Below are 12,249 nucleotides of genomic sequence, written 5' to 3' on the forward strand. Positions count from 1 at the left end.
TTATGCCGGGCGGATCAGTACATGGCGTTTCTTGCCAAGAGACAGCTTGATAACGCCCTGATCGTTCAGTGCACCAGCATCTACGGTCATGCGAGGATCGCTGACTGGTTCGTCATTGATACGTACGGCGCCACCTTCAACGTGACGGCGCGCTTCGCCATTAGTCGTGCAGAGTTCGGCCAGAACCATCAGCGCCAAAACCCCGATGCCGCTGTTCAGCGTTGCCTTGTGAACGCCGACTGTCGGAAGATTTTCCGACAGTTCGCCATCCTCAAAAGTCTTGCGCGCTGTTTCTGCGGATTCCTCGGCCGCATCGCGACCGTGGAGCATGGCCGTTACTTCCGTCGCGAGGATTTTCTTCGCTTCGTTGATTTCGACGCCTTCGAGCGCCGCCAGCTTGGCAATTTCGTCCAGCGGAAGCGTCGTGTAGAGCTTCAGGAAGCGCTCGACATCGGCGTCCTCCGTGTTGCGCCAGTACTGCCAGAAATCATAGGCGCTCAGCATTTCAGCGTTCAGCCAGATTGCGCCGCCAAGCGACTTGCCCATCTTCTGGCCCGATGCTGTCGTTAGCAGCGGCGAGGTGAGGGCATAAAGCTGCGGGGTTCCCATGCGGTGACCGAGATCGATACCGTTGATGATATTGCCCCACTGATCCGAACCGCCCATCTGCAGACGCAGATCGTAGCGTTTGCTCAGTTCCACAAAATCGTAGGCCTGAAGGATCATGTAGTTGAATTCGAGGAATGACAGCGACTGCTCACGATCGAGGCGCGTCTTCACCGAATCGAACGAAAGCATGCGATTGACCGAGAAATGACGGCCCACATCGCGCAGGAATTCCAGGTAATTGATGTTGCGCAGCCAGTCGGCATTATTGACCATCAGGGCATCGGTGGCGCTGTCACCAAAGGTGAGGTAGTTGGCGAAGACGCGCTTGATGCCGGCAATGTTCTCGGCAATCGTATCTTCGGTCATCAGCTTGCGGGCTTCGTCCTTGAAGGACGGATCGCCGACCATGCCGGTGCCGCCGCCCATCAGCGCAACAGGCTTGTGCCCGGTCTGCTGGAGCCAGTGCAGCATCATGATCTGGATCAGACCGCCCGCATGAAGGCTTGGAGCCGTAGGATCGAAGCCGATATAGGCCGTCACGGTTTCCTTGGCCAACAATTCGTCGAGGCCACTTTCATCGGATATTTGATGAATGAAGCCACGCTCGGAAAGCGTGCGAAGAAAATCGGATTTGAAACCGGACATTCCTTTTCCCTGACTGATAAGGCGAAGTTGAAACTGGTCGCAAGCGGCTGCTTGCACCCCTGTGATATGTCCGCCTTTAGCACCAATCAACCGCCAATAACAAGGAAACTCCCGAATTGATGGGTTGCGAACCAGTAATTTGGCTTCATTGCTCGTTGAGCGCATCCCCGAAAAGTGTGAAACGGTTTTCGGATAAGATGCGCGTCAGAAAACAGTTGGAGCACAGATCTGATTCAATCAGACCGAAACGCGCTCTAGTGTTGCGCCGTGTTCGAAAACAGATTGAGCACAATAACACCGGCAATGATCAATCCCATGCCGAGCACTGCCGCGAGGTCGAGCTTCTGGCCGAACACCAGCCAGCCGATCAGGGCCACGAGCGTGACGCCGATCCCAGACCAGACCGCATAGGCGATCCCGACAGGAATGCTCTTCAAGGTCATGGAAAGAAAATAGAAAGCCAGACCGTAAGCGATGACAACGATCAAGGACGGCCCAAGCCGTGTGAAGCCTTCTGATGCCTTGAGGCTAAGCGTTCCGATGACTTCGGACACTATGGCGATAGCAAGAATGGCATAAACCGGCATGTCACGCTCATGAGATGGATTTGAGAAAACGAATCATTGGATCGCGATGGTAGCATCGCATAAAAAATCCGGCGGGAGACCCGCCGGATGAGACGCTGAAAATCTGGAAAACGACAGCTGAATTTCTTGTAAGCTTAACGCAGGCGCTTCGGACGCGCTTCGACCAGTTCGCCTGCAAGGCGGCGATCCAGATACTCTGCGCAATCCTCGATGAGCTCATCGCCCTGACCGGTGAAGAAGTGGTTCGCGCCCGGAATCGTCGTCTGGGTGATCGTGATACCCTTCTGGGTTTTCAGTTTGTCGACCAGAGCCTGCACATCCTTTGGCGGCGCCACCTTGTCCTGATCGCCATGGATGATGAGACCGGACGAAGGGCAGGGTGCGAGGAAGGCGAAATCATATGTATTCGGCTGCGGCGCAACCGAAATAAAGCCTTCGATTTCCGGGCGGCGCATCAGGAGCTGCATGCCGATCCATGAACCGAACGAGTAACCGGCGACCCAGCACGTCTTGGAATCCGGATGCAGCGCCTGCACCCAGTCGAGTGCGCTTGCAGCGTCCGAAAGCTCGCCCGCACCATGATCGAATTCGCCCTGACTGCGGCCAATGCCACGGAAATTGAAGCGCAACGTGGTGAAGCCGCGCTGCTGGAACATGTAGAAGAGGTCGTAGACGATCTTGTTGTTCATCGTTCCGCCGAACTGCGGATGTGGATGAAGGATAAGCGCGATTGGAGCATTCTTTTCTTTGGAAGGCTGATAGCGACCTTCGAGGCGTCCGGCAGGGCCGTTGAAAATGACTTCTGGCATGTGTACTCCGCTCGTAACGGGAAGACCGGACTGGGGCGGCGAAACTTGACGTCGTTGGACGCCGCTTCTAGAACCGGTTGGAAATTTCGACAGACTGAAAGCGAGTTTCAGTTCCTATGGGGGCTTAATAGGCTTTTCTTGATTGAAAATTCAAGAAAATTGCGCTTCCAGAATTTTGTTTAGGAGATAGGTACGGTGAACGGGAGCGGCAAGAGGCTCTATCTGGATTATAATGCCAGTGCTCCGTTGCTTGATGAAGCACGCGAAGCGGTTATCAATGCGCTCGGCATTACCGGCAATCCATCTTCCGTGCATCGTGAAGGCCGCGCCGCGCGTGCGCTCGTCGAAGCAGCGCGCCGCAGCGTTGCAGCGCTCGTCAATGCCAGGCCAGACCATGTTTTCTTTACGTCGGGAGCAACGGAAGCCGCGTCGACGCTGCTGACACCCAATTATATGATGGGACGTTCGCCGGTCCGCCTGTCACATCTTTACGTGAGTGATACGGAACACCCTTGCATGCTGTCTGGAGGGCAGTTTGCAGCGCAGGACGTCACCGTTCTACCGGTTGATGGAAATGGCATTGTACAACTCGATGCCCTGAAAACTGCGCTTGCCGGTCATGACAAAAGCCAGGGGCTGCCACTCGTGGCCATACAGGCCGCCAACAATGAGACCGGCATCATCCAGCCGATTGCGGAAATTGCCACTATCGTGAAGGCTGCGGGCGGCATTTATATCGTCGACGCAGTCCAGGCGGCAGGACGCATTAAATTAGATATTTCAGATAATTGTGGTGATTATCTCATAATTTCTTCGCACAAGATTGGCGGCCCGAAAGGCGTCGGTGCAATTATCGCCATTTCCGACCTCATGATGCCGCGCGCGCTTGTTCGCGGCGGCGGTCAGGAAAAGGGGCATAGAGCGGGAACGGAAGCTCTGCCGCTGATCGCAGGTTTCGGTGCTGCGGCAGATACCGCTAAGACACGACTGGACGGCGAGGGCTGGTCCCCGGCGATGCGGGACAGGCTGGAGGTCGGGTTGGAGGCGATCGCCCCGGATGCGGTGATCTATGGCAAATCGGTCGGCAGATTGCCGAACACGACCTTCTTTTCCCTTGAGGAGCAAAAGGCGGAAACCGTACAGATCGCCTTTGATCTCGGCGGGATTGCGCTTTCGGCAGGCTCGGCCTGCTCGTCGGGGAAAGTAGGTCCCAGCCATGTGCTGTCGGCCATGGGACATGGAGACAGCCTCGGGGCGATCCGCGTGTCACTCGAACCAACGGCCACACCCGATCAGGTCGATGCGTTTCTCGACGTGTTCCGCAAAATTATCGAGCGTCGCGCCAAGAAGGCGTGATTGCGATTCAAAAATCGAGGCCGAGCTTCTGCTTTGCAGCGGCGATATAGCCCTCGTAGCGCGTTTTAAATTCTTCCCGCTTGGCGATATCAGCGGCGATATCGTCGGAAGCGCTGGCATTTGAAATGTTGAACTTGTCGTGGGCGTCCTGAAAAAACTTCAGCTGATTGATGGTGCGGCCTTCGTCGTTCACCTGTTGTTCGAGAAACTTTACATAGTCCTGCAGATTTTGGGTGTTCATTATGGTCTCCCTTTCCTTTGGCTATCTATGTTCCTACATGCACAAGGCAAGGGCGGGCATGATTCTGATAGGCTGCCCGGAAATTCCAATTCTTCAAAGAAAATCAAGGCGTCAAAGCCGGGATGTGTCGTCTGCGATCGCCGTTTCATCGGACTGTTTCATTAAGTTGATCGTTTTAATCGGCATTTTTAGGGGCAAATTTGAACCCGGTGCTTGAAATTCAGTTTAGAGAGGTTTTAAAGAAGGGCCACGCACACTATATTGAGGCGGTATTGTTCAAGACATATCACCTTGACGTTTGCAACTGTCGGGCCTTGACCCCGACGAGGATGGAGAACGCCAATGCCTGCAGTGCAGGAGACCATTGACCAGGTCCGCGGCCTTGACGTGGACCAGTACAAGTATGGCTTCGAGACGACGATCGAAGCCGAGAAGGCCCCCAAGGGCCTGAACGAAGATATCATTCGCTTCATTTCCGCCAAGAAGAACGAGCCGGAATGGATGCTGGAATGGCGTCTGAAAGCCTATGAACGCTGGCTTACCATGGAAGAGCCGACATGGGCTCGCGTCGATTATCCGAAGATCGATTTCCAGGACGCATATTATTATGCGGCGCCGAAAAACCAGTCCGGCCCGAAGTCGCTCGATGAAGTTGACCCGGAGCTGTTGAAGACCTACGAAAAGCTTGGCATTCCGCTGCGCGAGCAGGAAATCCTTGCTGGCGTTCGCAAGCAGGGCGAGCCGAGCGAAATCGATGGCAATCCTTCCGACAATGTCTATGCGTCCGGCCGCGTTGCTGTTGATGCCGTGTTCGACAGTGTGTCGGTGGTTACGACCTTCAAGGAAGAACTCGCCAAAGCGGGCGTAATCTTCTGTTCGATTTCGGAAGCGATCCGCGAACATCCCGAACTGGTGCAGAAGTATCTGGCTTCTGTGGTTCCTGTTTCGGACAACTATTACGCGACGCTGAATTCGGCTGTCTTCACGGATGGTTCGTTTGTTTACGTTCCGAAGGGCGTTCGCTGCCCGATGGAACTTTCGACCTATTTCCGCATGAACGAAAAGAACACCGGCCAGTTCGAACGTACGCTCATCATCGCTGATGAAGGCGCGTATGTTTCCTATCTGGAAGGTTGCACCGCACCGCAGCGCGATGAAAATCAGCTGCACGCAGCTGTCGTTGAGCTGATTGCGATGGAAAACGCCGAAATCAAATATTCGACGGTCCAGAACTGGTTCCCTGGCGACAAGGACGGCAAGGGCGGCATCTACAACTTCGTTACGAAGCGTGGCGATTGCCGTGGCGATAATTCCAAGATTTCGTGGACGCAGGTTGAAACCGGCTCTGCGATCACGTGGAAATACCCGTCCTGCATTCTGCGTGGCGATAATTCGCGCGGCGAGTTCTATTCAATCGCTGTTTCGAATGGCCATCAGCAGATCGACTCGGGCACCAAGATGCTGCACCTCGGCAAGAACACGTCGAGCCGCATCATTTCAAAGGGTATTTCGGCCGGTAAGTCGAACAACACCTATCGCGGACAGGTTTCCGCCCATCGCAAGGCTGAAAACGCCCGCAACTTCACCCAGTGCGACTCGCTCCTGATCGGTAACGATTGTGGCGCGCATACGGTGCCGTATATCGAGGCGAAAAACGCCACGGCGCAGTTCGAACACGAGGCAACCACCTCCAAGATTTCGGAAGACCAGCTGTTCTATGTGATGCAGCGCGGCATTCCGGAAGAGGAGGCAATCGCTCTCATCGTCAATGGCTTCGTGAAGGAAGTCATTCAGGAACTGCCGATGGAATTCGCCGTCGAAGCCCAGAAGCTTATCGGCATCTCGCTTGAAGGTAGTGTCGGCTAACCGATCGCCTCTTTCCCAGTGATTTTTCTGGCCAGCCTTTTCCTGGCATTAGAACAAGGTTTACATTCATGCTTGAGATCAAGAACCTCCATGCAAAGATCGCCGACACGGATACCGAGATCATCCGTGGCCTGAACCTCACCGTGAACAAGGGTGAAGTTGCTGCGATCATGGGTCCGAACGGTTCGGGCAAGTCCACGCTTTCCTATATCCTCGCCGGTCGCGAAGACTATGAAGTGACGGAAGGCGACATTCTCTACAACGGCGAGTCGATCCTCGAACTCGATCCCGCTGAACGCGCCGCCAAGGGCATCTTCCTCGCATTCCAGTATCCGATGGAAATTCCGGGCGTTGCCACGATGGAATTCCTGAAGGTTGCGATGAACAGCCAGCGCAAGGCGCGTGGCGAACCGGAACTGAAGATCCCGGAATTCATCAAGCGCGTGAAGGACGCTGCTGGCAAGCTCAGCATCGACATGGACATGCTGAAGCGTCCGCTTAATGTTGGCTTTTCTGGCGGCGAGAAGAAGCGTGCTGAAATTCTTCAGATGCAGCTTCTGGAGCCGAGCCTCTGCGTCCTCGACGAAACCGACTCCGGCCTCGACATCGACGCGCTGAAGATCGTTTCGGAAGGCGTGAATGCCCTGCGTTCGCCGGACCGCGCCGTGATCGTCATCACGCACTATCAGCGTCTGCTCGAACATATCATTCCGGATAGCGTGCACGTGCTTTACAAGGGCCAGGTCATCAAGTCTGGTGACAAGAACCTTGCGCTGCACCTTGAAGAAAATGGTTATGCCGACGTAATCGGCGAAGCTGCCTGAGGAGGGATGGATCATGAATATCCAGACCGCCCCGGCTACCAAACCGCGAACGCCCGCTGAAAGCGCGCTGATCGACAGTTTTGCCGACCGCATGGGCGACCTGCCGGGCAATGGCGATGTTGTCGTTGCACGTGATGCGGCGCTTGAAACTCTCAAGGAGAACGGCATTCCGTCCCGCCGCGTCGAAAGCTGGCATTACACGGATTTCCGTACGCTTCTGAAGGGCGTGGCGCCATTCGATGCCGCTGCCGGAACACAGGCATTGCCTGCGCTCATCGCCGGTTCGTCCATCGCTGCCACAAGCAATGGCGTGGCTCTTGCCGCGAAAGCGCCTGAAGGTGTGTCGCTGACCCCGGTTCGCGAGGCGTTGGCCGACGGCTCGCTCGTCACCCAGCTTCGGTCGCGCGGCTTCGACGATACGATCGGCCAGATCAACGCTGCCTATGTCAGCGATGGCTGGATGGTTTCCATCGCCGATGACACCGAACTGGAAGCGCCATTGGAGCTTCAGAACATCCAGAAGGCCGGACAGGGACACACTCGTTTTCCTGTCCGCATCGGTGCAAATGTCAAGGGCACCATCGTGGAACGCCAGAACGGCGGCGAAGGCGATGCCTTCTCCACCTCTGTCAACCATGTGACCGTTGGCGACGGCGCTGAAATTCTCTGGATCATCCTGCGTGATTTCGGTCAGGCAACGCAGCTTTCGCAGTTCAATGCGACGATTGGCAAGGGCTCCAAGCTCACGCTCTATATCGTCAATGCGGGCGGCAAGCTGGTTCGTCAGGAAGTGCACGTCAATGTGACGGGTGAGGATTCCGACTTCGAGCTTCGCGGTCTCAATCTTCTGGCTGACGACACGCACACCGATGTCACCATGACGGTCGGCCATCTGGTGGAAAACACGCGTTCGACCCAGATCATTCGCAACGTGGTCAAGGACCGTGCGCGTGGCGTTTTCCAGGGCATGATCCGCGTTGCACAGATCGCCCAGAAGACCGATGCCCGCATGGCCTGCAACACGCTGCTGCTTTCGGATGAAGGCGAGTTCGATGCCAAGCCTGAACTCGAAATCTTTGCCGATGACGTGGCGTGTGGCCATGGTGCGACGGTTGCCGAATTGTCGAGGGACTATCTGTTTTATCTGATGGCACGCGGCATACCCGAAAACGAGGCACGTGGCCTGCTGATCAAGGCGTTCATCGCCGAGATTATCGAAGAGCTGGAAGACGAAACGCTGGTTGAGGCACTGGAAGAAGTGCTGTCCAACTGGCTCGCCACCCACGCCTGATTGATTGAGGCAGAGTGTGCAGATGCACGCTCTGCCTTTTCCTGCCGAAACGGCAAGAGGAACGATCATGGACCAGAAGAATCCGCTTGTAGCGCGCTATGACGTCGAGGCGATCCGTCGCGACTTTCCGATCCTTTCGAGAGAAGTGCACGGCAAGCCGCTGATCTATCTCGACAATGGCGCATCGGCGCAAAAGCCTCAGAGCGTCATCGACGCTGTAACGCACGCCTATTCCAACGAATATGCCAATGTTCATCGCGGCCTGCATTTTTTGTCAAATGCGGCAACGGATGCCTATGAAAAGTCGCGTGAGACGGTACGGCGCTTTCTGAACGCCGGTTCTGTGGACGAAATTGTCTTTACGAAGAACGCGACCGAAGCGATCAACACGGTCGCCTATGGTTATGGCATGCCGAATATCGGCGAAGGCGATGAAATCCTTCTGTCGATCATGGAGCATCACTCCAATATTGTGCCATGGCATTTCATTCGTGAAAGACAGGGCGCAAAGCTGGTCTTCACGCCGGTGGACGATGAAGGCATCTTCCATATCGAGGAATTCGAAAAGCGTCTGACGGAGCGAACCAAGCTTGTCGCAATCACGCATATGTCGAATGCGCTTGGAACGGTGACGCCGATCAAGAAGATCGTCGAGCTTGCCCATGCGCGTGGTATTCCGGTTCTGGTCGATGGCAGCCAGGGCGCTGTGCACCTGCCTGTCGACGTGCAGGATCTCGGCTGCGACTGGTATGTCTTTACCGGCCACAAGGTTTACGGACCATCTGGCATAGGCGTCCTTTATGGCCGTTCGGAAATGCTTGAGAAGATGCGTCCTTTCCAGGGCGGCGGCGAAATGATTGAGGAAGTGACGGAAGAAAACGTCACCTATAACCATCCGCCCCATCGTTTTGAAGCGGGTACGCCGCCTATCGTTCAGGCCATCGGTCTTGGCGCCGCGCTTGAATATATGGAGAAGATCGGTCGTCATGCGATCCTCGCCCATGAGGAAGACCTGCGCGATTATGCTCACGAGCAGCTCGGCCGGATCAACTCATTGCGCATTTTCGGCAATGCGCCGGACAAGGGAGCCATCATCTCGTTTGCGCTGGAGGGAATTCATGCGCACGACGTTTCGATGGTGATCGATCGGGCAGGGGTTGCGGTCCGTGCCGGAACACATTGCGCGCAGCCGCTCTTGAAACGCTTCGGCGTTACCTCTACATGCCGTGCATCCTTCGCCCTGTATAATACCCGTGCTGAAGTGGATGCATTGGCGGAAGCCTTGGAAAAGGCAAGGAAGTTTTTCGGATGACCGATATGGAACAGAAAGTTCAGGACAAAGCCGATACCGCGCCTGTCGAGGGTGGAGAAAAAGCCGAAGGCAATTCGGTGTTTTCCGCTTCTGCCATCCCGCAGGAAGACCTCCTGCGTATGACGGACGACATCATCGCGGCCTTGAAGACGGTTTATGATCCCGAGATTCCAGCCGACATCTACGAACTCGGTCTCGTCTACAAGATCGATATCGAAGATGATCGCACCGTGAAAATCGAAATGACTCTAACTGCTCCCGGCTGCCCTGTGGCAGGCGAGATGCCGGGCTGGGTTGAGAACGCAGTCAGCGCCGTTGAGGGTGTTTCCATGGTGGAAGTCACGATGACATTCGATCCACCTTGGACGCCGGACCGTATGTCCGAAGAGGCCCAGGTGGCTGTCGGCTGGTACTGAAATCTGATCGAAGCAAACAAAATGCGGCTCTTGAGCCGCATTTTTATTTCGTGGACACCTAGACGAAAATTTTATCATTCATCTTCCATTCAATCGCCAGCGCCTATTTTCAATGAGGCGGGAGTGCTGACTATGGAGGATGTAACGATGTCAGTCAGAAGCAGCCTAACTGCTCTTCTTGTTTTCGGTGGTATCATGTCTTTTTCGGCGCCGTCATTCGCTTTGCCAATGCCACAACCCACGAATACGCATGATGCCGGTAGTCTTGCGGAGCAGGTCGGGTGGCGGTGTGGGCCTGGCTGGCACATGAATCGCTATGGACGCTGTGTTCCCAATCGGGCCAGAGCACGTTGCGCCCGTGGCTGGCACTTGAACAGAAATGGCGTTTGTGTGCGAAACCGCCCTGTCCATAAGGTCTGCGCTCGCGGATATCATCTGACACCGCGTGGCTATTGCGTACGCAACTGGTAGTGTGCGTTTTCCTCCCGAAATCGCGACACGACTTCGGGAGGAGAGCCCGGTGGATCAAGACGGATCAAATTGCGCCCGACAGCACGGTAACGTTGGACTAGCGCACTTCAAGCACTTCTCCGGTGCGACGATCAATAACTACACGCATATCGTTGTCTCGACGGTCTATTCCTCGGACAATATACGCGCCTCTGCGTCGTGAAACGCTTTCGACTTCATCCATTCCCTCGCTACGTGCAATCCTCGCAGCCCGGCGTTCACTGATTTCATCCCGTTCTGAACGACGATCAGGAATAACCCGGCGGTCGCTGTCCGGGTTGACTTGAATACCATTAGGACCGATCTCAATACTTTGGGCCTGTGCGGGAACGGCTGAAACAAAAGCCGACATAATCACCATCGCCGCTGCCATTGCCGAAAATTTGTACATGGCACCTATCCATTGTTAGTTTTGCACCCGCCGTCGAAATGAACGAATTGGATCGATGCCGGTTCCCGTTCCGGCGGTCAACTCTCCTAACACGCTGAACATCCTGTGATTATGCCCATGTCGATCCGACCGACGGTCAAAACGATCTAGTATTTATAGGAAGACATTATCGTGATGCGGGCGCTGATCCCAGTTGGCCAACAAACAGATTGTCGGGCCAAATCTGTGTGATTCCTTGGCCCGTTATGCTTAGGAGGCTTTTAGTCCTGTGGCTTTCACAGCCAAGGGGGTAGGCACCGCGCACGGTTTCGAAATTTGATGAAAGACGATTGCGGGTCTATAACCCGATTGCTGCTAATGTTGCTCCAACGCAAGAACCGTTAGTTATGGAGGTTCTGTCCATTACTCTCCGGGGGCAGAGGCCGAGGCTGATCACGATCAGGTCAACGCGGCAATGACAGAGTAGTCTTTCCGCACGCGATAAATCTGCCCGGACGCCAATAACCCTCTTCCGATCACGAACTCTGGTCTGGTTCAGGTGGGAACTGATCTATTTGGTGAATATCGAGCCTACTAATTGTTAGTCGCGAAGTAGGTTTGAAAAAAACCCCGCAAAGAACGATGATGTGGATACTCACCCGTGATAGTTATGGTTGTGATTTCTCTAAAAGTGTCACTGCATCAATTCGTGGTTGTGTTACCGCGGTCGGGGGCCAAGGGGTAATTTGGGTATCAATCAGCCTAAATCCTGCACGGTTTGCAAAGTGTCGCATCAACTTTTCAGAGAAAAAATTGCGCCAATGCGGTTCATCTTCATATGTCCCTTCGGGAAAATCTTCACAATTCGAGTAGTGCAAAAGAGCCCGTCCTCCAGGGCGCATAATGCGTGCAATTTCACTTAAGTATCCAATCACGTCGCTGGCTTCAAAGTGAACCATAGCGTCGTAACAAAATAGGGCGGTGACGGTTTCTGTTTTTATTTCGCGAAGGTCTACACCGTTGTTTACAGAGTAAAAGACATTAGAGTTCTGGGAAAACCGTTTGCGGCAAACATCAATGTTTTCCTTATTAATATCAATGACAGTAATGCGTCCGGCCCTGTTCACTATCTGTGCGGTATGGCGCCCGTGTCCGCAAGCCAACTCGACCACGTTTGTCAAGTCTAGTTGATCAAACATTCTCCTAAACAGACTGTCGGTGTTCCAAAAAATGCCGAGGTGATTTGGGTTGTCCACGCCTGCATAATATGGGGTGTCTATATGAACTTTTCCAAGTTTCTCTACGAATTGACTGTACAATCATTCGGATAACTGCAACCACAAGTAGATAAATTCTTGAATTTGCTGCTGTTCTTCATGTGAGACGCTTATCGCCGAGTTAACAGAGGCTACT

At 54.4% G+C, this 12,249-nt stretch carries 13 protein-coding genes; 7 read left to right on the plus strand and 6 right to left on the minus strand.

The window, feature by feature from the left end; translation table 11 throughout:
* The 3 genes from tyrS to LJ361_RS05405 form a co-directional block, all read right to left on the minus strand.
* Complete coding sequence (tyrS, locus tag LJ361_RS05395; protein ID WP_010661278.1) at positions 1–1,254, minus strand: tyrosine--tRNA ligase; 1,254 nt, start codon at positions 1,252–1,254, stop codon at positions 1–3.
* A gap of 254 nt (positions 1,255–1,508) precedes the next feature.
* Positions 1,509–1,841 carry a DMT family transporter gene (locus LJ361_RS05400; RefSeq protein ID WP_105529028.1) on the minus strand — a complete coding sequence of 111 codons (333 nt, stop codon included), beginning with the start codon at positions 1,839–1,841 and terminating at the stop codon, positions 1,509–1,511.
* Between the two features lie 134 nt (positions 1,842–1,975).
* The gene (locus tag LJ361_RS05405; RefSeq protein ID WP_010661280.1) at positions 1,976–2,650 is read right to left on the minus strand and encodes an alpha/beta hydrolase; all 675 of its coding nucleotides are present in this window, start codon (positions 2,648–2,650) and stop codon (positions 1,976–1,978) included.
* A gap of 195 nt (positions 2,651–2,845) precedes the next feature.
* Between LJ361_RS05405 and LJ361_RS05410 the strand changes: the two genes are divergently transcribed.
* The gene (locus LJ361_RS05410) at positions 2,846–4,006 is read left to right on the plus strand and encodes a cysteine desulfurase family protein (RefSeq protein WP_105529029.1); all 1,161 of its coding nucleotides are present in this window, start codon (positions 2,846–2,848) and stop codon (positions 4,004–4,006) included.
* A gap of 7 nt (positions 4,007–4,013) precedes the next feature.
* On the opposite strand, the gene LJ361_RS05415 is transcribed toward LJ361_RS05410, so the two are convergent.
* Positions 4,014–4,247 (minus strand): hypothetical protein, encoded by a 234-nt coding sequence (locus tag LJ361_RS05415; protein WP_029924926.1) that lies wholly within the window; start codon positions 4,245–4,247, stop codon positions 4,014–4,016.
* 342 nt (positions 4,248–4,589) lie between these two features.
* Here LJ361_RS05415 and sufB point away from each other — a divergent pair, with 342 nt between their 5' ends.
* The 6 genes from sufB (at position 4,590) to LJ361_RS23565 (ending at position 10,427) form a co-directional block, all read left to right on the plus strand.
* A complete protein-coding gene (gene sufB / locus LJ361_RS05420; RefSeq protein ID WP_264812904.1) occupies positions 4,590–6,113 on the plus strand; it encodes a Fe-S cluster assembly protein SufB in 1,524 nt (507 codons plus the stop codon).
* 68 nt (positions 6,114–6,181) lie between these two features.
* The gene (gene sufC / locus LJ361_RS05425; RefSeq protein WP_105529031.1) at positions 6,182–6,937 is read left to right on the plus strand and encodes a Fe-S cluster assembly ATPase SufC; all 756 of its coding nucleotides are present in this window, start codon (positions 6,182–6,184) and stop codon (positions 6,935–6,937) included.
* A 13-nt stretch (positions 6,938–6,950) separates the two neighbouring features.
* Entirely contained in the window at positions 6,951–8,228 is a 1,278-nt protein-coding gene (gene sufD, locus LJ361_RS05430) for a Fe-S cluster assembly protein SufD (protein WP_043062139.1), read from the plus strand.
* Positions 8,229–8,295: 67 nt separating this feature from the next.
* Complete coding sequence (locus tag LJ361_RS05435; protein WP_012092130.1) at positions 8,296–9,540, plus strand: cysteine desulfurase; 1,245 nt, start codon at positions 8,296–8,298, stop codon at positions 9,538–9,540.
* Positions 9,537–9,956 carry an SUF system Fe-S cluster assembly protein gene (locus tag LJ361_RS05440; RefSeq protein ID WP_010661287.1) on the plus strand — a complete coding sequence of 140 codons (420 nt, stop codon included), beginning with the start codon at positions 9,537–9,539 and terminating at the stop codon, positions 9,954–9,956. Before LJ361_RS05435 ends, LJ361_RS05440 begins: the two co-directional genes overlap by 4 nt.
* A gap of 228 nt (positions 9,957–10,184) precedes the next feature.
* A complete protein-coding gene (locus LJ361_RS23565) occupies positions 10,185–10,427 on the plus strand; it encodes a GCG_CRPN prefix-to-repeats domain-containing protein (protein WP_376752910.1) in 243 nt (80 codons plus the stop codon).
* A 97-nt stretch (positions 10,428–10,524) separates the two neighbouring features.
* On the opposite strand, the gene LJ361_RS05445 is transcribed toward LJ361_RS23565, so the two are convergent.
* Positions 10,525–10,857 carry a PepSY domain-containing protein gene (locus LJ361_RS05445; protein ID WP_010661288.1) on the minus strand — a complete coding sequence of 111 codons (333 nt, stop codon included), beginning with the start codon at positions 10,855–10,857 and terminating at the stop codon, positions 10,525–10,527.
* 647 nt (positions 10,858–11,504) lie between these two features.
* Positions 11,505–12,035, minus strand: a complete 531-nt coding sequence (locus tag LJ361_RS05450) for a class I SAM-dependent methyltransferase (RefSeq protein ID WP_146113239.1) — start codon at positions 12,033–12,035, stop codon at positions 11,505–11,507.
* Positions 12,036–12,249 lie beyond the last annotated feature (214 nt).

Origin of the sequence: Brucella sp. JSBI001 (assembly GCF_026014005.1) — a bacterium.
GTDB classification, from domain to species: domain Bacteria; phylum Pseudomonadota; class Alphaproteobacteria; order Rhizobiales; family Rhizobiaceae; genus Brucella; species Brucella anthropi.

Excerpts from the sequence above, each read along its gene's own strand:
- tyrS (WP_010661278.1), bottom strand. The coding sequence starts at position 1,254 with ATGTCCGGTTTCAAATCCGATTTTCTTCGCACGCTTTCCGAGCGTGGC.
- LJ361_RS05400 (WP_105529028.1), bottom strand. The coding sequence starts at position 1,841 with ATGCCGGTTTATGCCATTCTTGCTATCGCCATAGTGTCCGAAGTCATC.
- LJ361_RS05405 (WP_010661280.1), bottom strand. The coding sequence starts at position 2,650 with ATGCCAGAAGTCATTTTCAACGGCCCTGCCGGACGCCTCGAAGGTCGC.
- LJ361_RS05415 (WP_029924926.1), bottom strand. The coding sequence starts at position 4,247 with ATGAACACCCAAAATCTGCAGGACTATGTAAAGTTTCTCGAACAACAG.
- sufB (WP_264812904.1), top strand. The coding sequence starts at position 4,590 with ATGCCTGCAGTGCAGGAGACCATTGACCAGGTCCGCGGCCTTGACGTG.
- sufC (WP_105529031.1), top strand. The coding sequence starts at position 6,182 with ATGCTTGAGATCAAGAACCTCCATGCAAAGATCGCCGACACGGATACC.
- sufD (WP_043062139.1), top strand. The coding sequence starts at position 6,951 with ATGAATATCCAGACCGCCCCGGCTACCAAACCGCGAACGCCCGCTGAA.
- LJ361_RS05435 (WP_012092130.1), top strand. The coding sequence starts at position 8,296 with ATGGACCAGAAGAATCCGCTTGTAGCGCGCTATGACGTCGAGGCGATC.
- LJ361_RS05440 (WP_010661287.1), top strand. The coding sequence starts at position 9,537 with ATGACCGATATGGAACAGAAAGTTCAGGACAAAGCCGATACCGCGCCT.
- LJ361_RS23565 (WP_376752910.1), top strand. The coding sequence starts at position 10,185 with ATGCCACAACCCACGAATACGCATGATGCCGGTAGTCTTGCGGAGCAG.
- LJ361_RS05445 (WP_010661288.1), bottom strand. The coding sequence starts at position 10,857 with ATGTACAAATTTTCGGCAATGGCAGCGGCGATGGTGATTATGTCGGCT.
- LJ361_RS05450 (WP_146113239.1), bottom strand. The coding sequence starts at position 12,035 with ATGTTTGATCAACTAGACTTGACAAACGTGGTCGAGTTGGCTTGCGGA.